Here is a 20,780-nt window from a genome sequence, read left to right as displayed (position 1 = left end):
CGTGCGCTACAGCCTCCAGATCGCCGCGGCTGTGGCGCCGATCGTCCACATGTGCTCGGTTCCATATCCTTGCAGAAGAAAGTCGACGCCGCTGAACCGGGCGATATTGGGAATGTCGAGGAGCGACGAGGTTCCGCGTGGCGGTCGCCATTCGCCGGTCAGCGAATACGTTTGAATGGTTCTGTGGACGTAGGTCTTCGTGGAGAGCTGGAGAAAGACGGACTGGACGGCCCCATAGGTGTATGTCCAATCCTTCATCCAGCCGTGGCCGGCATAGAGGGCATACGAGCCGCTGCCGGTTTCCCATCCCCAGACGGGAAGGGCAATGTCCGGTCCAAACGCGGTGATTGACGCGCTGGCGTAGCCTCGGGTCGGATCGGTCAGGATGCCGAACCCGGTTGGGGCGTTCCCGTTGACGGCGTTCATGTCGTACATAATCTCGACCGAGATGCGAGGCTTCAGTCCGGCCCACAGCCGCAGGACGTCGGGCTCGTACATGAGCGACGCATATCCGCCTGGAACGCCGGTAAAACCGAGTTGCAGATCGCGCGGCAATTTTCCGGACGGCAGAAGAATATGCCAGAAGTCCGGGCGCGGTTTCGACGGTCTTCCGGCCGACCCGCCGCCGGACCCGCCCGAGGATCCGCCTCCTGAAGGCGGGACTCCGCCGCCGTGTGATGGTGGGCCGCGCCAGAACACATTCCAGGCTCTCGCGACGGCCGGCTCGACGTAGGTCCCGTACTGCCCGAGGAAGGTCGTCTTCTCCGCCGCGACCGTCACCCGCCAGAGGCCAATGTCCGTCCCGACTTCGAGAGCGACCTGAGCCTGCGCGCGATAGGAAGCAAGGACCGAGAAAATGCAGGCGAAACACCAACTGGCGAACCTCGTGTCCATGATTCCCCGCGACAAACGGTCCATTGACGCTGTGTAAGTTCCACTGTTAACGTCGAGATTGATATTCTACAATAGTGGCAATGCAAATCTCGAGGCTCAGGTCATGACGGCGCTTGCGGGTCTGAACACGATCGAATCATACCTAAGTAGCGAGTGGAATTCAATCCTTTCCCTGGGCGCCCTGTCGCAGGTCCAGCAGTTTTTCGCTTCGCTCGACCCCAGCTCCCTCTATCCGACGGCTCTCGGCTCGACCCAAATTGTCCTGTCCGACACGAACGGCAACACGGTCACGATCAACGGCAGCGGCTTCTCGCTGACGTTGACCTCCATCACCCAGCTGGAAAGCATAAACAGCCTCCAGGGAGCGCTCCAGATTCTGAGCAGCTCGGCCGGCGGCGCGATCTCCTCGATCGTCATGACCAGCAACGGCGCCCAGGTCGCCCAGCTCTCGCTGTCGCCGTCGTTATGGGTGGCGACCGCCGGATCGGAGACGCTGACGATCAAGGGCGACCTGCCGGTGGACGTTGCGACGGTCGCAACCGGGCTTTCCCAACTGTTTACGTCGAGCGGACAGCTGAACCCGGGCTTCTATGCGCCGGCCTCGATCTTGAGCAATTACAGTGTTTCGGCCATCACGCTCGCGAACGCCGGCGCAACCCAGGCAAGCTTGAACTGGTCGGGCTCCACGCTCACCGCCACGACCGGGGACTACAGCATCGCGATCTCCGGCAACCTGCCGCAAACGATGGCCGATCTCGGCGCGATCGCGGTCAAGCAGAACGAGGGTGGCGGAACGACCGGTTTCACGCTCGGCTCCGGCGTCATCACACAAATCTCCACCGGCCAGACCATAGCCAGCCTCAATTTCAACGGAGCGGATTTCGGATCGAACGACATTCTGTCGGGCGCGACGGGCAGCATCTTCGACACCGCTGACAATATCTCCGCGAGTCTCGATGCGTTGAACGGGATCGGCGGCGCCATCGTCATTACCGACAACGGCACGGTCGGTGTTTCAGACACTCAGTTGTCTCAAGATAGTTCGGCGATCAGCCGGCTTCAGAACGCGAACGGGTCCGCATACACGCTTGCGCTTACCTACGATTCGCATTTGGTTACGGACTTTGACGCCGTCAACGCCAATTCTCATATTGCCTCGATCACCCTGACGGCGCCGTTAACCGGTGTTATTCCCGCACTTTTCGTGACGGGCGGGGCCAAAAAGGACACGGTCGCGCTGGGCAAGATCACGAATCCGGTCTTCAGTATCGTCAACATCGTCGGGGGGACGCAGGCGTTCTACCTCAACGGCGGCTCCGCCAACGTCGTCGGCGGCGGCGAAACGGTGGTCTTTTTCGGCGGCGCGAACAATTCCGCGAGCCTGAGCGGCACGTTCGGCTCCTGGGACACGGTCACCAACGCGAATGGCGCGACCGGGGCGGTCTATCTCGCCAACGCCGGCGCCAACATCGCAGGGGGCGGCGACACGGTCGTCTTCTCTGGCGGCGGCGCGAACAATTCCGCGAGCCTGAGCAACACCGTCAGCGCTTGGGACGCGGTGAAGAGCGCGAACAGCGGCACGACCGGGACGGTCTACCTCACCAACGCCGGCGCCAACATCGCCGGCGGCGGCGAAACGGTCGACTTTTATGCGGGGGCGAACAATTCCGCGAGCCTGATCAACACCGTCAGCGCATGGGACGCGGTGAAGAGCGCGAACGGCGCGACCGGGACGGTGTACCTGTCCAACGCCGGCGCCAACATCGCCGGCGGCGGCGACACGGTCGACTTCTTTCAGGGCGCGAACAATTCCGCGAGCCTGATCAACACCGGAAGCGAGTGGGACACGGTGAAGAGCGCGAACGGCGCGACCGGGGCGGTCTACCTCACCAGCGCGGGCGCCAACATCGCCGGCGGCGGCGACACGGTCGAGTTTTTTCAGAGCGCGAACAATTCCGCGAGCCTGATCAACACCGTCAGCGCCTGGGACACGGTGAAGAGCGCGAACGGCGCGACCGGGACGGTCTATCTCACCAACGCCGGCGCCAACATCGCCGGCGGCGGCGACACGGTCGACTTCTATGCCGGGGCGAACAATTCCGCGAGCCTGATCAACACCGTCAGCGCCTGGGACAATGTGAAGAGCGCGAACGGCGCGACCGGGACGGTCTATCTCACCAACGCCGGCGCCAACATCACCGGCGGCGGCGACACGATCGACTTCTATGCCGGGGCGAACAATTCCGCGAGCCTGATCAATACCGGAACCGCTCCGGATACGGTGAAGAGCGCCAACGGCGCGACCGGGACGGTCTATCTGACCAACGCGAAAGCCTCGATCTCGGGCGCCGGCGACACAGTCGACTTCACCGGCGGCTCGGAAAACGTCGCGACTCTCTCCGCGACCGACGCGCTCCTGTTCAACCAGACGGCGTTCGGCCTGGACACGGTGAACGGCTACACCTCGGCGGACACGCTGTCCTTCAACATCGCCGATCAGGGACATCTCGCCATTTCCCAGTCCGGCGCCAGCACCCTGATTACGTTCGACGCCGCCGACGTCGTCACGTTGACCAACGTGTCGGCGTCCAGCCTGGGTTCGATCACCTACCACAGTTGAGGCGGGCGCCGGCGGCGCGGTCCCGGTCGGCTCCGCCGCGGCGTCGCGAATCGGCCGCCGGCGCTTCCTAGGCGAACGCCGCCTCGAGGTAGGCCACGACGAAGTCGGGCGTCCGCGCCCGGTCCACGTCGCTCATCCGGCGCACGATGTGCATGCGGCTGAGTTCGGAGTGCGGGTCGCGGCTCAGGAAGGCGTCGATACGCGCCTTGACGTCTTCCGCCAGCATCGGCAGCGTCATCTCCTTCATGCAGGCGATGCGCCGGTCCGAAAACACCGCCGTCCACCGACGCCGGACCTCCGCAGCGCCGGCGGCGACGCCGGTCTCCTCCATCAATTCCCGTCGGGCGCTGGCTTCGAGGTCGACCCGGCCGTCGAATACGTCGCTCAGGTCCGGCGTTCCGGCGGGGAAATAGATCTTGCCCGCGTTCATGGTGTGCGGCGCCATCTCGCCGAGCAGGAAGGCGCCTTCCGCGGAACGCAGGGCGGCCATCGAGAAACAGTTCTCCACCAGCTCGCCCGGCCAGCCGAAGTCGCGCCAGGCGATGAAGTCGGCGTAATCGGCCTCGAAATAGGCGCCGGCGATCTTCACCAGTCCATCGGCCCGCGCGCGCAACTCGCGTCTGCCGAGCAGCAGGATGCGGCCGTTGAAGACGGCGGGCTTTTCCTTCTTCAGCTTCGCCCAGTGCGACGCGATCGCGACGCTGTGCGTTTCGGCGAAGCGCCAGCGCGACGGTTCGAGGACGAAGTCGAGTTCGGCGACCTCGAGGACATGCGGCGCCCCGCTCACAGCTCGAGCGCCCCCATGGAAACGATCACCGCGCCGCCCCCGATCGCGGCCGAGCGCAGCGCTCCGCCCTCGACGGCGAGGCGCAGGGCGATGCGGCTCGGGCGGCCCATCTCGAAGCCCTGTTCGATCGCCAGGCCATGGTCGCCGTCGGCCAGGCCGTCGCCGGCGAGGACGACGGCGGCGAAGGCCGCGGCGGCGCTGCCGGTCGCCGGGTCCTCCGGCACGCCCCAGCCGCCGCCGAACATGCGCGCGTGGAAGGCGGAGCCGGGCTCGACGACCTCGCGGGTGTAGAGGAAGGCCGCAGGCCCGCCGTCCTCCATCCACAGCGCCTCGCTCGGGCGCGCGCGGCCAATCGCGTCGAGCGAGCGGATCGGGACGAACAGGAACGGCGTCCCGGCGCTGAACAGGCCGGGCAGGTGGCGATCGAAGCCGATGTCCTCCGCCCCGAGGCCGAGCGCGTCGGCGATCCTGGCCGCCGGCGGCGGCGGCCGATCGAGGCGCTCGGGCAGGCGCGGCAGGTCGAACTCGGCCGCCAGCGCCCCGCCGTCGCGGCGAACACGGCAGACGACGTCGCCGACTCCCTCCTCGAGGACGATGGTCAGGTCCAGCGCGGCGAGCGGGTCGGGAGCGCGCTGATGCGCGAGCAGGCAGGCGGTCCCGACGGTGGGGTGGCCGGCGAACGGCAGTTCGCGGGTCGGAGTGAAGATGCGGACCCGCGCCGCGTGAGCCGGATCGCGCGGCGCGAGCGCGAACACGGTCTCGGAGAGATTGAACTCGCGCGCGATCGCCTGCATGCGCCGGTCGTCGAGGCCCTCCGCGTCGAGTACGACGGCAAGCGGATTGCCGGCGAGCGACGTCTCGGTGAAGACGTCGAGCGTGGCGAAGCGGCGCGCCATGGCGGGGCTCCCGGAGGCGAGGCGAACGAGTCTGCGCTTGCCCCTGTCAGGGCGCGCAGCACCCGGGCAAGGTCAGGTTGTTGGGCAGGCGCTCCAGGCCGCGGACGCCGACCGTCGTGTGGTCGATGAACGGCTGGAACGACGCGGTGCTCGAGATCGTGTCGAGCGCGTAGCCGTTGTAGGTCCCGACCGGGGCGGTCGGTCCCGCGGTCAGATAGGATTCGCGGGCGTGAACCACGATCTCATGGCCTGCGGCCGCCGGATGACGCGCGTGGCGATGAAGGGTTTGCGCGTCGGCCGCAACGCACCCGACGAGTAGACCCAGCGCGACGGCGCCGACCGTTGTGATTGTACGCGGCATGACCATTCCCTTTCGCGCCCCGAGTCTAGCATCGAACGCCTGACGTTTTGCGACGATGCGCAGAAAAAGTAAACGGGCGGGCGAAGGCGGTTCATGACGAAAAGGGCCGCGCAAGCCGCTTGCGAGCGCGGAGGCCGCCTTCGCCCCTGCGGCGCCGGTCGATCTTCGCCGCGGTTGCAGGCGAGGAGCCGGACAGGGCTCCCCCGGCAGGGGCGGCGCCCGAGCGCGCGAGACGCACGCCCTCCCGCTGAGCGCCGCTAGCGGACAGACGGTCCCAACGGTTCGGCCGAAAACGCCTGCGACGGGCGCAAAAACTCTTCCTGCGCGTCGATCAGCGCGAGTTCGCGCCGGTTCGCCGCCAGCGTCGCCGCGACGACGCAGAACGTCGACGAGACCGCCTTCGCCAGCGCCTCGGGGGTCGATCCGCGCTCCAGCCAATGATGAAAGAACAGCGCCGCGAACAGGTCGCCGGCGCCATTGACCGCGATCGGCAGCCGCGGCGTGCGCGCGCGCCAGACGCCGCCGTCGTCGCCCGCCAGGACGTCGATCGCGTCGGGCGGCGTGTCGTCGAGCGCGACCGAGGTGACGGCGACGACCTCGGGTCCGCGAGCGCGCAACGCGGCGATCGCTTCGCGGGCCTGCCCAAGCGTCCGCGCCGGCGCGCCGGTCAGCCATTCCAGCTCGAAGGCGTTCGGCGTGACGATGGTCGCGTGCGCCAGCGCGCGCTCGCGGAAGAAATCGGCGACGGCCGGCGCCACGTAACGGCCGCGGCCGACGTCGCCGATCACCGGATCGCAGCACCAGGCGGCCCCTGGGCTGGCGCTGCGCACGGCGGCGAGCGCCCTGAGCGCCGCCTCGCCGATCTCGGCCTTGCCGAGGTAGCCGGTGAGCAGCCCGGCGCATGGCCCGAGCGCGCCGATCGCCTGAAGGCCGGCGACGCAGTCGTCGATCATCTCGGCGTCGAAGGCGCGGCCGCGCCAGCCCGGATAGCCGGTGTGGCTGGAGAACTGAACGCTCATCAGCGACCACACCTCGCGGCCGAGGCGTTGCAGCGGAAAGGCGGCCGCGTCGGCGCCGACATGGCCGTAGACGACGTGGGACTGAATCGACAGGATCGGGCGCATCGGCGCCGACCTGACGCCGAATCGGCGCCGACGTCAAAGCGCGGCTTGAGCCGGGCCGCCGAGCCTGAGACAATGGCGCCCGTTAACCCCGAGGAGCCCGACCCCATGAGCGACGCCATCGCCTTTCTCGGCCGCGCCATTGCGATGGGGCAGGGCCGCGCCGAGGCCGACCTCGTGCTCAAGGGCGGGCGGATCCTCGACCTCGTCAGCGGGCAGCTGCTCGCGGGCGACGTCGCGATCTGCAACGACCGGATCGTCGGCACGCTGGGCGAGTACCGCGGCGCACGCGAGATCGACGTCCGCGGCCAGATCGTCGTTCCCGGCTTCATCGACACCCATTGCCACGTCGAATCGTCGCTGATCACGCCGCTCGAATTCGACCGCTGCGTGTTGCGCCACGGCGTGACCACGTCGATCTGCGATCCGCACGAGATCGGCAACGTGCTCGGCGAGGCCGGCGTCCGCTATTTCCTCGATGGCGCGATGGCGATGGCGATGGACCTGCGCGTACAGATGTCGAGCTGCGTGCCGGCCACCCATCTCGAAACCTCCGGCGCCCGCCTCGACGCCGCCGATCTCGTCGCGCTCGCCGACCATCCGAAAGTCATCGGGCTCGCCGAGTTCATGAACTACCAGGGCGTGCTCGCCGCCGATCCGGAGTGCCTCGCCAAGCTCGCGGCCTTCCAGACCCGGCACATCGACGGCCACAGCCCGCTGCTCGGCGGCCTCGCCCTCAACGGCTATCTCAGCGCCGGCGTGCGCACCGACCACGAAGTGACCAACCTGCCCGAGGCCTACGAGAAGCTGTCGAAGGGGATGGCGGTGCTGATCCGCGAAGGCTCGATCTGCAAGGATCTGGAGGCGCTCGCGTCGGTGATCACCGAGCGCAATTCGCCGTTCATCGCCTTCTGCACCGACGACCGCAATCCGCTCGACATCGCCGAGGAGGGGCACCTCGACTTCCTGATCCGCACGGCGATCCGGCTCGGGGCGCCGCCGCTCGCCGCCTACCGCGCCGCCACCATCTCGGCCGCGCGCATCTTCGGCTTACGCGATCGCGGCCTGGTCGCGCCGGGCTGGCGCGCCGACCTCGTGGTGCTGGACGACCTCGAGACCTGCGCCGTGTCGAGCGTGCTCGCCGCCGGCCGGATGGTGGACGACGCGCTGTTTTCCGCGCGCGGGCGCCTGGCGCCGGTCGGGCGGAACAGCGTCCACGCGCGCCGCGTCGAGGCCGGCGACTTCGCTGCGCGCGGGCAGGGGCCTTCGACGCAGGCGATCGGCATCGTCCCGCACAAGATCATCACCGAGCGCGTTGCGGTGACGCTGCCCTACCGCAACGGCGAGCGCGACGTCGATCTCGACCAGGACGTGGTCAAGGTGGCCGTCGTCGCCCGCCACGGGATCAACGACAACCGGGCGACCGGCTTCGTCAAGGGGTTCGGCATGAAGCGCGGCGCGATCGCTTCGTCGGTCGGCCACGACAGCCACAACCTCTGCGTTGTCGGGACCAATGGCGCCGACATGGCGGTCGCGGTCAACCGGCTGCGCGAGATCGAGGGCGGCTTCGCGGTTGTGAACGAGGGACGGGTGGTCGCCGAACTGGCGCTGCCGGTCGGCGGGCTGATGAGCCTCATGAGCTTCGAGGACGTGCGCGAGGCGCTGATCCCGCTGCGCGCCGCCGCGCGCGGGCTCGGCGTCACGTTGGCCGAGCCGTTCCTCCAGGTGGCCTTCCTGCCGCTGCCGGTGATCCCGCACCTGAAGATCACCGACATGGGCCTCGTCGACGTCGACCGGATGGAGTTCGTGCGGGACTGAGGGGGGCTTTGCGCTGCCTTCGCCCCCTACCGCCGCCGCCGGAAGTCGGCCGGGTCGACGCCGAATCGCGCCGTAAACAGCCGGGTGAACTCGCCGAGGCTGGAAAAGCCGCAGGCGAAGGCGAGTTCGGCGACCGTCATCGGGTCGAACTCCGGGTCGACCAGACGGGCGCGGGCGATGTCGAGCCGGCGCGCGTCGACGCGGTCCCAGAACCCCTCTCCCGTCTCGAGGAACAGCTCGTGGAGCTGCCCCTCGGTCACGCCGAGCGAGAGGGCGAGCGCCGCCGCGGAAAATCCCGGGGTCGTCGCCCCGGCCTCGATCGCCTGCGCGGCGGCGGTCCGTTGCGCCGCGCGCAGGCCGCGCGCTTCGGCCAGCGCCCGGTCGTCGCCCTCGGCGCCGAGCAGGATCGCGCACAAATCGACGAAATGCTCGGCGAGCGACCGGGCGGTCTCGGGGTCGAGCCCGTCCTCGGACAGCATGAGGCTCGAGACGTAGGCCCCGATCAGCCGCAGGGGCGGGCTGCCGGCGGCGATCGGCGTCATCAGGCGCGCCGCGAAGCGCGGCGCGCGCGTCGCGAGCGACGCCGCCGGAAGGAACACGCTGACGTAGCGCCCGGCGGGCGCGTAGGCGGCGAGCCCGGCGTCCGCGCTCGACGTGAACAGCGCGCCGCCTCGCCCGATCGTGCAGCGTCCTCGCGGCCCCTCGAAGCGGTGGCGGCCCTGGAGCACGAGTTTGAGTTGAACCTGCTCCAGGCCGGACGCGGGCCGCACGCGATAGGCCGCCGCCCGGCGTCCCGCGACCAGCGTCGCGCCGGGAAGGTCGAGAAGCAGGGCCGACGGCCGCCTGCGCGCGGCCGGCGCGCCGCTTTCCGGCTGGACGTCCCAGGCGGCCGCGATCGATGGCGGCGGCGGCTCGTCGGCCATGATGAGCCGCGGCCTGACCAGGCCGTCGTCGCGGACCGCCTGGTCGGGCCGCCTCGATCGGCGGCGGTCCGCCCGGGCCGCCGCGTGGAACGATTCCACCTCGGCGGGCGTCAGTCCGGCGATGAGCCACTCCATCTCCGTGTCGGTCGCGCCGGCGATCAGGATCAGCGCATCGCGATCGATGCGCTCCCCGGCCTCCCACGCCGCGACGAGCTCCGGCTCGACTCCGAGCAGCGCCGCGAAGCCGGGTTCGCTCCGGTCCAGGCGCATCCGCAGGCTGCGGATGCGCCCGCCTATGTCGGCCATCGCCTTCCGGGACATGCCGCGGAGCTTGCCCGCGCCGTCTGACGGCCTCTTCATCGGTTTCAGGACCCGCAAACGGCTTCGCATTCGGGGTAACATGCAACCCGAAGGTTGCAAATCTCTATCTACACGAAGCTGCGGCATCGAGATAGTCCTTTTTCCTGACCGCGCGCACAGGGAAGAGCTACGGGCCGTCCCGCGCGCCGGCGGAGGGTTCGTGGTCTTTTCAGTCCGGCAAGGCGCCTTCGAGCGCCGCGATCACGGATTGGGGCGCCGTGAGATGCGGCAGGTGGCCGCTCGCGTCGATGATCTCGAGCCTGGCCTGGGGCCATTGGCGCGCCAGATATTCGCCGACCGCGACCGGAACGACGGGGTCGGCGGTCGGCTGGACGAGCGTCGTCGGCGTCGCGTAGCCGGCGAGCCGGTCGCGCAGATCCATCTGGAACAGGGTCTGCGCCATGGACAGCGCGACGTCCGGGCGCATGGCGCATACGCTGCGGCGAAAGTCGTCGACCAGCGCGAGGTCGTGATCGGGGCCGACCACGACGCGAGAGAACGCCTCCGCCCAGGCGAGATAATCCTCGCCCATGCGCTCGAGCAGGGTATCGACCTCGGCGGCGGTGAACCCGCCGGGGTAATCGTCGTCGACGATATAGCGCGGCGCCGCCGCGATCATCACGACCCGCCGGAACGCCGTGGGTTCGCGCTCGGCGGCGAGCACGCCGATCATGGCGCTCATCGAATGCGCGATCAGCGTGCACGGCGTGGCGCGGATCGCTGCGGCGATGGCGAGCAGATCCTCGGCGAAGCTCTCGAGCCGGGCGTAGCGCGCCGCATCGAAATGAACGGGATCGACCGCCCAATCGAAGCGCACGGTGCGATAGCGTCGTTCGAGCCACGGCAAGAGGCTGGTCCAGACGCGCTGATCGGTGCCGAATCCATTGCCGAGCAGCACGGTCTCCGCGCCCGCGCCCGTTATCGTGACTTTCATCTTCGCGAGAAAGCCGGCGCTCCGGGACAGATATCTGTAGTCGAGCGGTTCGGGCATCGCTTTCGCTTGATCGGGGGACCGCGGACCTTGCGCGCGCGGAGCCTCCGCGCTTTCGAAAACCTCCGCGCTGGACCGGGGCGCATTCCTCCCGATGATCGACGGTCCAGCGCGGCTGGAAGACGGTCGCGGCGATGTCTGCGTTCCGTCTTCCCTTTCGTCCCGCCTGGTTGTTGTTGGCGTCGCGGCGACGAAAGGAATTCCATGCGGCGGTCTCGCTCCAGCGCGCCGCCCGGCGGCCGCATCGCCGGGCGGGCCTCCTTTCGACAGGTTCGCCCGGGAGCGTGTCGAATGGAGCAGTCGGCGCCGGCGACGGCGCCTGCCGCCCGCGGCGACCTCGCCGCTCGGGCGGCGCCCGAACCGCTCTAGGCGTCGCAGACGAGGTCCCGCGCCGCGGCGCGGCCGCTCTTGGCCGGCGCGAGCGCCTCGACGCCGCGTCGGCCGACCTGCGCCCGCACACGGCCGACGGCGAGAGGAAACGCCAGAAGCTCTCCGCCGGCGCCGGTCTGGCTCGGGTCGCCCTGCGTCGCCTCGATCTTGGCCGCCAGCCGCCGCGCCTCGGCGCGGTTCTCCGCCGGCGGATCCCAGATCGCGCAACCGAAATCGTCACTGTCGACCAGTCTCGAACTGAGCCGGTCGAGGCTCGCCGCGTCGCCGCACACTTCCAGAATGCGGCGGCCGACCTCCGACTTGACCGCGCTCCAATGCCGCGCGGCCGACAGGTCGTTGGCGTGCGCGCGCCGCCGGCGGGCCTCCTCGTAGGCGTTGGCGCCGTAGAGGAAAATCAAATCGTCGACCTCGGTGTTGACCGCGGACTGCTGAGATCGAAGCCGCCACGCTCGCAGGAAAAACAACATAGATATCGCCTCTATACGTGTTGGATTATAAAACTGGGACGCTGCTACGGTAGATCGTTTGCTATATCCGCCTCTCCTAGGACGGAAACCTGCGATAACTGGCACAATCATCCAATCCGTAGTTCTACGTACGTTTCACATGATCCCGACGTTTGTCGCCGGGTTCGCTGCCAGCGGCGGTCGGGCGGTGCGATCGAGCGCAAAGGAATATCGTTAGATTTCAAATTCTTACGCCGATCCAGGGGCAAGCCCGGCGGAGCCGTCGCTTGGGCCCCGGGCGGTCGTGTGGCAACAGCGTGGCACGATGCCGCAAGACGTGTATACATGGCGGGTTGAAGTTAAATCGCGAGGATTTATTTCAGCAGGACAGGGATCGACCGATGTCGGCGAGGCGAGGCTTTGCTTCAGGAAACGGGCGCCGACCTCGACGAAAGCGGCCATCCGGAATTCTCAGAGGCCATGGCCATGACGGAATTCGACGGCGTTATAGAGACTTGACGCGACACTATGCAGCAGCCTCGGGCGGCGATTGCCCGGCATACGGCCAACCGTTCGCACTTTCCATAATTGAGCACGGAACAATCATCATGGCTGACGCAAGTCGTTCAGGAGCTGAACAATTCGTGGTCTCGGCGGCGCTGGCGCAGTATTTATCCCAGTAAGGACGGCGCTCGATAACGCCGTCAACAAGCAAGTCCGAGTCCATCGTCGTCATTGCCAAGTGCGCCCGGATTCAGGCAGAGTCATTTTATGAAATCGGATACGATAGATCGAGTCTAGATGGACATCGACACGACGTTCGCGCCGCCGCGAAGAGGCCGGCGGGCGGTCCCGTCAGACGCCATCGACTTCAACCAGACGATCGTCATTTTCGCCGCGGCCTTCGCGTTCCTGGTCGCCGCGACCGCGCTGGCCGGCTGGCTTCTCGACGTCGAAAGTCTCAGGACGATCTGGCCGCACGGCCCGGCGTTCAAGCCGAACGCGGCCTTGGCTCTGGCCGCGAGCGCGGCCTCGCTGACGCTCGCCGTCTTCGTTCCCCGCGCCCGCGGGGTCGCGGCGTGCCTCGGCCTCGCGGTCGCGACGTTCGGCTGCGTGGTCTTGCTCGAATACGCGCTCGGCGCCGATTTCGGCTTCGACAATTTGGTCTTCCAGGATTCCGGCCGCGTCTTTCCGGGCCGCCCGCCGATCCCGGCCGCCGCGGCCTTCGTGGCGCTCGGGCTTGCGCTCGCGCTGCTGGCCGCCGAACGGGCGTGGCTCGTTCTGCTGCGCGGCGCGCTCGCCCTCGCCGTCGTCGTCGCCGGCTTCACGGCGGTTTCCTCCTTTTTCGTTTCGTCGGCCGATCCGGTCGACAATCCAACGCTGATTCACGTCCCGCTCGCCGGAAGCGCCGCCGTCGTCCTGCTCGGATTGGGCGTCCTGGCCTCGAGCCGCCCCAACCGCAAAGTCGGCGAACTCGTCAGCGTCGTCGCTCCGATCCTGGGCCTGGCGGCCATGGCGCTGCTCGTCGCGGCGACGCTGTTCACGGTCGATCATCAACGCCGCCTGCGCGAGGGGGCGGACGACGCGGAGACCGCCGCCGCGGCGCTCCAGGGGGTGCTGAACCTCCTGCTGGAGGCCGAGGCCGGCCAGCGCAGCTATCTCCTCACCGGGAACGAGGCCTCTCTCGGCCCCTACGCCTCGGCCGCTCCGAAGGTCGGGTCGGAAATCGCCCGCGTTGCGGCGCTCGCCGGGGCCTCGGCCAGTGTCGAAGTCCGTGACGAGACGGAGCGCATTCAGGCGCTGGCGCAAGGCGAACTCGCCGAACTGCGCCGGACGATCGACCTGAAGCGCGGCGGCGACGCGGCGGGGGCCCTGGCGATCGTCGAGTCCGACGTCGGCGAGCGCCCGATGCGGCAATTGCGGCGCGAGGTCGCCGCGTTGCAGGAGGCCCTGACGAAGAAGGCCGATTCGCTCGATGCGGGCGCCGACCGCATCCTGGCGCGGCTCCTCTACACGACCCTGACCGCGCTGTCGGTCGCCGCCGCGCTCGGCGGCTTTCAGGCGTTCGACACCCGCAGGCGGGTCGTCGGGATGCTCAGGACCAACCTGGGTCTGGCCGCCACCAACAAGGAGCTCGACCGGCGGGTGGCGGACAGGACGCGGGAGCTCGCCGCGGCTCTGGGGAGCGCGCGTTCCGAACTGCGCTTGCGCAAGCAGGCCGAAGGCGCGTTGCGAAAAAGCGAGAAGCAGCTTCGCCTGCTGACCGAGGCGACGTCCAGCGCGATCTACGCGATGGGCCCGGACTGGAAGGAGATGCGTCGACTGACCAGCGACGGCTTCCTCGCCGGCGTCGACAAATCCGACCGCGGCTGGGTCGACAGGTTCGTTCCCGACAGCGAGCGCGAGAGGGTTCTCTCGGCGGTGCGGACGGCCATCGAGACGAAAAGCGTCTTCCAGCTCGAGCATCGCGTCATTCGGGAGGACGGCGGCGTCGGTTGGGCGATTTCCAGCGCGGTGCCGATGCTGGACGACGACGGCGAAATCGTCGAGTGGTTCGGCGCGGCGACCGACGTCACGGCGCGCAAGCAGGCCGAGGAGGCGCTGCGCGCGAGCGAGCAGCGGTTGCGGCGCTTCTACGATTCCGGCCTCGTGGGCGTCATCGACTGGAACGTGAAGGGCGAGATCGCCGACGCCAACGACCGGTTCCTCGAGATCGTCGGCTACACCCGCGACGACATGCAATCGGGGCGGATCGACTGGCGGGCCATGACCCCGCCGGAGTTCCGCGGGCTCGACCAAACCGCCGTCCGGCAGCTCGTCGCCGGCGCCAAGGCGGCGCCGTTCGAGAAGGAATTCGTCCGCAAGGACGGCGAACGGGTGCCGATCCTCGTCGCCGCGGCGATGCTCGACGAGCGCGGTTTCGATGGCGTCGCCTTCGTGCTCGACATCGCCGAGCGCAAGCGCGCGCAAGCCGCGCTGGCGGAGAGCGAGGAGCGCCTGCGTTTCGCCCTCGCCGCGGCGCGCGCGGGCGTCTGGCAGTGGGATATCGCGAACGGCAGGCTGGTCAGAACGCCGGAGGCCGCAGCCTTGCTGGGCCTGGGGCCGGACGAGCTTCAGTCCTCGCGGGAGCGCTGGCTGGGGATTATCCATCCGGCCGACCGGGACGGCGCGGCCGCGAGCGTTCAGCGGGCCTTGCAGCGCCCGGAAGAGGGTTATCAGTGGGACTACCGCGTGGTCCTGCCCTCGGGCGAGATCCGCTGGATCGCGAGCATCGGCAAGGTCGAGGTTTCGGCCGACGGCGCGCCCGCGCGCATGGCGGGCATTCACCTCGACATCACCGGGAGAAAGACGGCCGAGCTGGCGCTGCGCGAGAGCCGGGAGGCCTTGCGCCAGAGCCAGGCGCATCTCCGCCATGCCGCGAACTCGGCCAAGCTCACCTTCGCCGACATCGACCTCGCCACCGGCGAAGCGGCGGTGGCGGAGAATTTCGCGCGGGTCATGGGCTACCAGCCGCCGCGCGGGCGAGACGGACGCTCGATCGCCAGGGCGATCGCGCGCCTGATGCGGTGCGGCGACAGGGCGGCCGCCCTCAGGGCTGTGGACGCGGTGCAGGCGCTGCTCGCCGGCGGGCCGGCCGCCACGCTCGAGAACGCGGTCCGCGGCGACGACGGCGCGACGCGCTGGATCGAAACCGTGCTGAACGTGGAAGACGGTCCCGACCGGAAGCCCGCGCGGCTGTTCATGACGCATCGCGACGTCACCGCGACCGTCGAGAACCGCGAGGCGCTCGCCCGCGCCAAGGCCGAGGCCGAACGCGCCAACCTCGCCAAGTCCAAGTTCCTGGCCTCCGCCAGCCACGACCTGCGCCAGCCGGTGCAGTCGCTCGTCCTGTTGATGGCTCTGGTCGAGAAGCAGGTCGGCGCGGACGAGAAGGCGACGTACACGGTCGCGATGATGAAGAATGCGCTCGGCGGGCTGAACGGCCTGCTGACCGCGATCCTGGACATTTCCCGGCTCGACGCCGGCGCGATCGAGCCGTCGATGGAGATCGTCTCGCTGGGCGCGATGCTCGCTCGGCTCGGGGCGGAATACGCGCCCAAGGCCGCCGCGCGCGCGCTCGGCCTCCGGGTCAGGACGCGCGAGATGTTCGTCTCGACGGACCGGGCGCTGTTCGAGCGCGCGCTGCGCAATCTGATCGAGAACGCGTTGCGCTACACGACGACGGGCGGCGTCCTGGTCGGCATGCGGCGCCGCGGCGGCGACGTCCGGGTCGACGTCGTCGACACCGGGCTCGGCGTCCCGCCGGGCAAGCAGGCGGAAATCTTCGAGGAGTTCCGCCAGCTGCACAATCCCGGCCGCGACCTCGGCAAGGGCCTCGGCCTCGGCCTCGCCATCGTCGCCCGCCTCGCCCCGCTGCTCGGCGCGAAGGTGGAGGTGTCGTCCCGCCCGGGACGGGGCTCGCGATTTTCGCTCACCCTGCCGCTCGCGCCCGATCCGGGGACGCCAGTCGTCGCGGCCGAAGCCCAGGCCGGAGACGCGCACGGCGCCGTGCTGATCATCGAGGACAATGAAATCCTGCGCCGCAGCCTCGAGGCGATGGTGAGCGCCTGGGGCTACGCGGCGGCGGCGGCGGGGAGCGGCGAGGAGGCGCTCGACCTCGGTTCGCGCGGCCTGCGTCTCGACGCGATCGTCACCGACTACCGGCTCGGCGAGGGGGTGAACGGAATCGAGGCGGCGCTGGAACTCGAGCGCGTCGCCGGCCGCGTCCTGCCGAAGCTGATCCTCACCGGCGACACCGCGCCGGAGAGTCTCGCGGCGATCCGGGCGAGCGGGTTCTGCTGCCTGCACAAGCCGGTCGCCGCCGACGCGCTCCGGCGCAAGCTCGCCGACATGCTGGCCTGAGGCGCGCGTCCTCAGCGCCGCGCGGCGAGGGCGAAGACGGCGGCGAGCGCCGCCCAGGCGAGAATCATCGTCGACCCGCCGATCGGCGCCGCGAAGGGAAAGAGCCGTTCGCCGGTGAAGCCGCTCGTCGCCAGATCGGCGGCGAACAGGGTCGCGCCGGCGGCGAGCGCGAAGCCGACCGCGACCAGCGCCGGCGATCGCGCGATTCGCGCATGGGCGGCGACGCCGAGACAGGCGGCGGCGTGCAGCAGCAGGAACAGCGCCGCCGTGCGCCCGAGCTCGCCGCCATTCCGGTGCGTGGCCAGCGCCGCGAGCGCCACGCCGCCCGCGCCCATGAGGGCGGCCGAGGCGGCGAGAAGGGCAGGGGCTCGATTCAGGACGGCCTCCGGGGCGCGCGGTAACTCTTTCGTCAACGATGCGCCGGCGGACTTGTCGACGCAACGAACCTCCCCCATGTTGCATGTTTGTGACGCCAAATCGATGGCCATGGGGCCGAGGCGCCGCTCTGGAAAGAAAAACCGCCGATGTCGAAGAGGCTCACGGGAACGTCGCTGGCGATCGCGAAGGCCAACATGCGCTCGGGCGTGGACGCGGCGCTCACCATCGCCGCGCGCACCCACAGCATGTTCTCGCCCGGGGGCGAACCGATCGACAAGGCGCGCGAGGCGCGGTTGATGGTGTCCGAGAAGGTCGACGCCGCGGTCGAGGGGGCGTTCGCGGCGCAGGCGGCCTGGGGCCAGTTCCTGATCAAGGCGGCGTTCGGCGGCCTGCGCAGCGCCGAGGACGTGTCCGTCGGCCTCGCCGGCATCGCCGAGGCCGCCGCCAAGCCGGCGCGGCGGAAGGTCAGGGCCAACGCGCGGCGGCTGACCGGCGCGTAAGGCGGCTCCGCCCCGCGAATGGATGTCTTCCATACCCTGCAGGCCTATCTGGCGAGCTACGGCTATCTGGCGGTCTTCGTGATCGTCGGGCTCGAGAGCGCGGGCGTTCCTATGCCCGGGGAGACGGTTCTGGTCGCGGCGGCGATTCTCGCCGGGCAGGGCAAGATGCAGATTGTCGGCGTCGTCGGCGCGGCCGCCGGGGGCGCGATCCTCGGCGACAATTGCGGCTACTGGATCGGCCGGGAGTTCGGCTTCCCCATCGCCTACCGCTGGGGCGGCTGGGTCCGCCTGGACGAGCGCCGGCTGAAGCTCGGCCAATACCTGTTCCTCAGGCACGGCGGCAAGATCGTGTTCTTCGGCCGGTTCGTCGCCTTCCTGCGCGCCTTCGCCGCCTTCCTCGCCGGCGTCAATCACTTCGACTGGGAGCGGTTCTTCCTCTGCAACGCCGCCGGCGGACTCGTCTGGGCGTCGATCTTCGGCGCCGGCGGCTTCTGGCTGGGACGCGCCTTCGAAGCTTATGCGAAACCGGTCGGGCTGGCGGCGCTGGCCGCCGCCGTCGTCGCCTTCGTCGTCGGCGGGCGATTCGTCCGCCATCACGAGCGCCAGCTCGAGGACGAGGCCGAGCGCGCCTTTCCTGGCCCGCTGGTCCGCCCGAAGCCGCCGCGTCGCTGATCCGCCGCGAAACCGCCGCTATGTTCGCGCCGATTCCGGCGAATGGGAACGGTGAGGAGCGGATCATGGATGTCGTTCGCGCAGGCTCGAATCCTTCCGTCAGAGGGCCGGACCCCTGGTTCAGCGGGACGGTCCGGATCGACCCGCTGATGAATGCGTACGACCCGGCGCGCGTCCAGGGCGCGAGCGTCAACTTCGAGCCGCGGGCGCGCACGGCGTGGCACACCCACCCGCTCGGGCAGACGCTGATCGTCACCGCGGGGCTCGGCCGGGTCCAGCTCTGGGGCCAGCCCGCGCAGGAGATCCGCCCCGGAGACGTCGTCTGGATCGCGCCGGGCGAGAAGCACTGGCACGGCGCCTCGCCCGCCGCCGCCATGACCCACATCGCCGTGCACGAAGTGGAGAACGGCAAGTCGGTCGAATGGCTCGAGCTCGTCAGCGACGAGCAGTACGGCGGCTGAGCCGCCGTCCCGCTCCGCCTTTCACGCCGGGCTGCGCTCGACCGGCCCGATCCACACCCGCTTCTGCTCCGAGCGGCGGACGAAGTCGACGCTGACGGTGCGGTTGATCTTTTCGGAGTCGAGCGCGCGCATCAGTTCGCCGACGCTCCTGACCGGCTTGCCGTCGAGCGCGACGAGGATGTCGCCGGTGAGGAGGCCCGCGTGCGCCGCCGGCCCCGACTGGTCGACGGAGATCAGCCGCGCCCCGGTCGCCTGGGCGAGGTCGAGGCGCAGTGCGACCCGCCGCGGAATTTCGGCCGAGGCCGCGCCGACCCCGATATAGGCGCGCCGCACCCGGCCATGGCGTGCGATCTCGCCGGCGACAAAATTGGCGGTGTTGGAGGCGACCGCGAAGCAGATCCCCTGCGCGCCGACGATGACGGCGGTGTTGATGCCGACGACCTCGCCGGCCGAGGACACCAGCGGTCCGCCGGAATTGCCCGGATTGAGCGCCGCGTCGGTCTGCACGACGTCCTCGATCATCCGGCCGGTGCGCGACTGAAGGGAGCGGCCGAGCGCGGAAATCACGCCCGCGGTGACGGTCGCGTCGAAGCCGAGCGGATTGCCGATCGCAACCGCGATCTGGCCGCGCCTCAGCTTCGCGCTGTCGCCGAGCTTGGCGGCGGGCAGGGACACGTCGGCCTCGACGCGCAGAAGCGCCAGGTCGGTGTCCGGGTCGTCGCCGAGCACGCGCGCCTGCAGCTCGCGGCCTTCGAGCGTGGTCAGCGACACGACCCGCGCGCCCTGGACGACGTGGGAGTTGGTGAGCGCGAGCCCGTCGGAGGACACGATCACGCCGGAGCCGGATCCGGCGTTGCGCCCGGCGCGCCGGACGTCGATGCGCACGACGCTCGGCCCGACCCGCTCGACCACGTCGGTGACCACGCGGGAATAGGCGTCGAGGGCGTCGGCGTCGGTTTCGGGACGGGCGCCGGGGCCCTGCGAGGGGCCGTCGGAGTCGAGGGTGAAGGCGGTTTCGAGAGGCTGGAGGGTGTCGAACATGGCGCGGATATGGGAACGCGCCGCCGCCGCCGCAAGACAAATCCCGTACGGGCCATGAAGTTACTCGGTCTCACTACGTAGTTTCCCTAATTGCGCCGGCAGGCGCCGTTTGGAATTCTCGGACAACGGAAGGGGGTCGAACGCCGGCCGGGCCTAGGGTTCGGGGGACGCTCGATTGGCCGTAAGGCGCGCGAGGCCATTGCAGTCGCGACGCCGTGCGTCTCCTCGGACGGTCGCCGGGCCCCGGACGCTAGCCGTTCGCGGGCCTCGCGCAGCCGCTTTCGCCGTTCCGTGTGCGATTGGGTTGACTGCGGCGTGATGGTCCTGACCGAGCTTCAAGCTCCGAGACGACCCTGTCAAATCCAACGCTTCGGCCGCCGGGCCGGACTCGCGGCCTCTGTCGAGGCCCCATAAGGATTTCGTCGCCCCGCGACGGAGTGGGAGGCCGGCCGTGACAGCGGCTGGCTTCTTTTGGAAACCCATCGGTGGAAGAGTTTGATGGCCATGAACAAGGGTAAGGACTTCTGGACGCCGCGCAGGCACGGTTTCGACGACGACGGCCCCCTTTCCTACGAACGCAGGGACGTCTCCCGGGGGCGGAGCAGCAGACCCGAAGGCGCAATCGAGGAGCCGTTCGCCGGCGGCGCGGCGAGTTCGGCGAACGTGCCGACCGTCGACGCCACCGTCAAGTGGTTCAAGGACGACAAGGGATTTGGGTTCGTCGAACTCGAGAACGGGCAGGGCGACGCGTTCCTGCACGCCACCGCCCTGCACTCCGCCGGGCACGACACCGTTCCGCCGGGCGCGAAGATGCGCGTCGTCGTGACGGCCGGCGCCAAGGGGCCGCAGGTGTCGAGGGTCCTGTCGGTCGACGTCTCGACCGCGGTCGAACGTCCGCGTCGCACGCTCGAAGGGCCGCGAGCCCCGCGGCGGGCGCCGCCGGATCCGACCGCCGGCGTGCCGATCGGCGGCAAGGTCAAGTGGTTCAACGAAACCAAGGGTTTCGGCTTCGTCGCGGTGGACGACGGCGGCAAGGACATCTTCGTCCACATCTCCGCGCTGAACGCGGCGGGCATCCCCCACCTGATGGAAGGGCAGTCGGTCAACATGCGGGTGATCGACACGCCGCGCGGCCGCGAGGCGATTTCGATTTCCCTGTAACCTCGCGAGGGGGAGGCCGCCAGAGTCGAGGGCCGCCTCCCCGGGCGGGCTCGGCCGA

Annotated in this window: 17 protein-coding genes; 7 read left to right on the top strand and 10 right to left on the bottom strand. The window is 69.3% G+C overall.

What is annotated here, in order from left to right; genetic code table 11:
* Nucleotides 1-6: 6 nt before the first annotated feature.
* Nucleotides 7-894: a hypothetical protein gene (locus DFR50_RS14495; protein WP_113889991.1), complete on the bottom strand. Its 888-nt coding sequence runs from the start codon at nt 892-894 to the stop codon at nt 7-9.
* A 103-nt stretch (nt 895-997) separates the two neighbouring features.
* Here DFR50_RS14495 and DFR50_RS14490 point away from each other — a divergent pair, with 103 nt between their 5' ends.
* Complete coding sequence (locus tag DFR50_RS14490) at nt 998-3,514, top strand: beta strand repeat-containing protein (protein ID WP_113889990.1); 2,517 nt, start codon at nt 998-1,000, stop codon at nt 3,512-3,514.
* A gap of 67 nt (nt 3,515-3,581) precedes the next feature.
* On the opposite strand, the gene DFR50_RS14485 is transcribed toward DFR50_RS14490, so the two are convergent.
* The 4 genes from DFR50_RS14485 to pdxY all read right to left on the bottom strand — a co-directional run bounded on the left by DFR50_RS14485 (nt 3,582) and on the right by pdxY (nt 6,682).
* Complete coding sequence (locus tag DFR50_RS14485; RefSeq protein WP_113889989.1) at nt 3,582-4,301, bottom strand: NUDIX hydrolase; 720 nt, start codon at nt 4,299-4,301, stop codon at nt 3,582-3,584.
* The gene (locus tag DFR50_RS14480) at nt 4,298-5,197 is read right to left on the bottom strand and encodes a PhzF family phenazine biosynthesis protein (protein WP_113889988.1); all 900 of its coding nucleotides are present in this window, start codon (nt 5,195-5,197) and stop codon (nt 4,298-4,300) included. The genes DFR50_RS14485 and DFR50_RS14480 overlap by 4 nt, the downstream gene beginning before the upstream one ends.
* Before the next feature lie 46 nt (nt 5,198-5,243).
* A complete protein-coding gene (locus DFR50_RS14475; protein WP_147262771.1) occupies nt 5,244-5,558 on the bottom strand; it encodes a hypothetical protein in 315 nt (104 codons plus the stop codon).
* A gap of 257 nt (nt 5,559-5,815) precedes the next feature.
* Nucleotides 5,816-6,682, bottom strand: coding sequence for a pyridoxal kinase PdxY (pdxY, locus tag DFR50_RS14470; protein WP_113889986.1), 867 nt, complete (start codon nt 6,680-6,682; stop codon nt 5,816-5,818).
* Nucleotides 6,683-6,754: 72 nt separating this feature from the next.
* On the opposite strand from pdxY, the gene ade reads away from it, so the two are divergent.
* The gene (gene ade, locus DFR50_RS14465; protein ID WP_113889985.1) at nt 6,755-8,497 is read left to right on the top strand and encodes an adenine deaminase; all 1,743 of its coding nucleotides are present in this window, start codon (nt 6,755-6,757) and stop codon (nt 8,495-8,497) included.
* A 26-nt stretch (nt 8,498-8,523) separates the two neighbouring features.
* Here ade and DFR50_RS14460 read toward each other — a convergent pair whose 3' ends face one another.
* From DFR50_RS14460 to DFR50_RS14450, 3 genes are all read right to left on the bottom strand, one after another.
* On the bottom strand, nt 8,524-9,726 hold the full coding sequence (locus tag DFR50_RS14460; protein ID WP_170153216.1) for a helix-turn-helix domain-containing protein: 1,203 nt from the start codon (nt 9,724-9,726) through the stop codon (nt 8,524-8,526).
* Between the two features lie 223 nt (nt 9,727-9,949).
* The gene (locus DFR50_RS14455) at nt 9,950-10,771 is read right to left on the bottom strand and encodes an alpha/beta fold hydrolase (protein WP_113889983.1); all 822 of its coding nucleotides are present in this window, start codon (nt 10,769-10,771) and stop codon (nt 9,950-9,952) included.
* Nucleotides 10,772-11,136: 365 nt separating this feature from the next.
* Nucleotides 11,137-11,628: a hypothetical protein gene (locus DFR50_RS14450; protein ID WP_113889982.1), complete on the bottom strand. Its 492-nt coding sequence runs from the start codon at nt 11,626-11,628 to the stop codon at nt 11,137-11,139.
* Nucleotides 11,629-12,408: 780 nt separating this feature from the next.
* Between DFR50_RS14450 and DFR50_RS14445 the strand changes: the two genes are divergently transcribed.
* Entirely contained in the window at nt 12,409-16,509 is a 4,101-nt protein-coding gene (locus tag DFR50_RS14445; protein ID WP_113889981.1) for a PAS domain-containing protein, read from the top strand.
* Between the two features lie 11 nt (nt 16,510-16,520).
* Here the strand turns inward: DFR50_RS14445 and DFR50_RS14440 are convergent, their stop codons facing one another.
* Nucleotides 16,521-16,922 carry a DUF423 domain-containing protein gene (locus DFR50_RS14440; RefSeq protein ID WP_245427784.1) on the bottom strand — a complete coding sequence of 134 codons (402 nt, stop codon included), beginning with the start codon at nt 16,920-16,922 and terminating at the stop codon, nt 16,521-16,523.
* 111 nt (nt 16,923-17,033) lie between these two features.
* On the opposite strand from DFR50_RS14440, the gene DFR50_RS14435 reads away from it, so the two are divergent.
* The 3 genes from DFR50_RS14435 (at nt 17,034) to DFR50_RS14425 (ending at nt 18,520) form a co-directional block, all read left to right on the top strand.
* Nucleotides 17,034-17,387 carry a hypothetical protein gene (locus DFR50_RS14435; protein WP_113889979.1) on the top strand — a complete coding sequence of 118 codons (354 nt, stop codon included), beginning with the start codon at nt 17,034-17,036 and terminating at the stop codon, nt 17,385-17,387.
* An 18-nt stretch (nt 17,388-17,405) separates the two neighbouring features.
* The gene (locus tag DFR50_RS14430) at nt 17,406-18,059 is read left to right on the top strand and encodes a DedA family protein (protein ID WP_113889978.1); all 654 of its coding nucleotides are present in this window, start codon (nt 17,406-17,408) and stop codon (nt 18,057-18,059) included.
* A 65-nt stretch (nt 18,060-18,124) separates the two neighbouring features.
* Nucleotides 18,125-18,520 (top strand): (R)-mandelonitrile lyase, encoded by a 396-nt coding sequence (locus DFR50_RS14425; protein WP_113890081.1) that lies wholly within the window; start codon nt 18,125-18,127, stop codon nt 18,518-18,520.
* A 21-nt stretch (nt 18,521-18,541) separates the two neighbouring features.
* Here DFR50_RS14425 and DFR50_RS14420 read toward each other — a convergent pair whose 3' ends face one another.
* Entirely contained in the window at nt 18,542-19,561 is a 1,020-nt protein-coding gene (locus DFR50_RS14420) for a S1C family serine protease (protein WP_113889977.1), read from the bottom strand.
* 498 nt (nt 19,562-20,059) lie between these two features.
* Between DFR50_RS14420 and DFR50_RS14415 the strand changes: the two genes are divergently transcribed.
* A complete protein-coding gene (locus tag DFR50_RS14415; protein ID WP_342634566.1) occupies nt 20,060-20,722 on the top strand; it encodes a cold-shock protein in 663 nt (220 codons plus the stop codon).
* Nucleotides 20,723-20,780: the final 58 nt, after the last annotated feature.

This window comes from Roseiarcus fermentans, assembly GCF_003315135.1.
GTDB lineage: Bacteria > Pseudomonadota > Alphaproteobacteria > Rhizobiales > Beijerinckiaceae > Roseiarcus > Roseiarcus fermentans.
The sequence above is the reverse complement of the archived record's forward strand: the minus strand, read 5'-3'. Positions and strand labels throughout refer to the sequence as shown.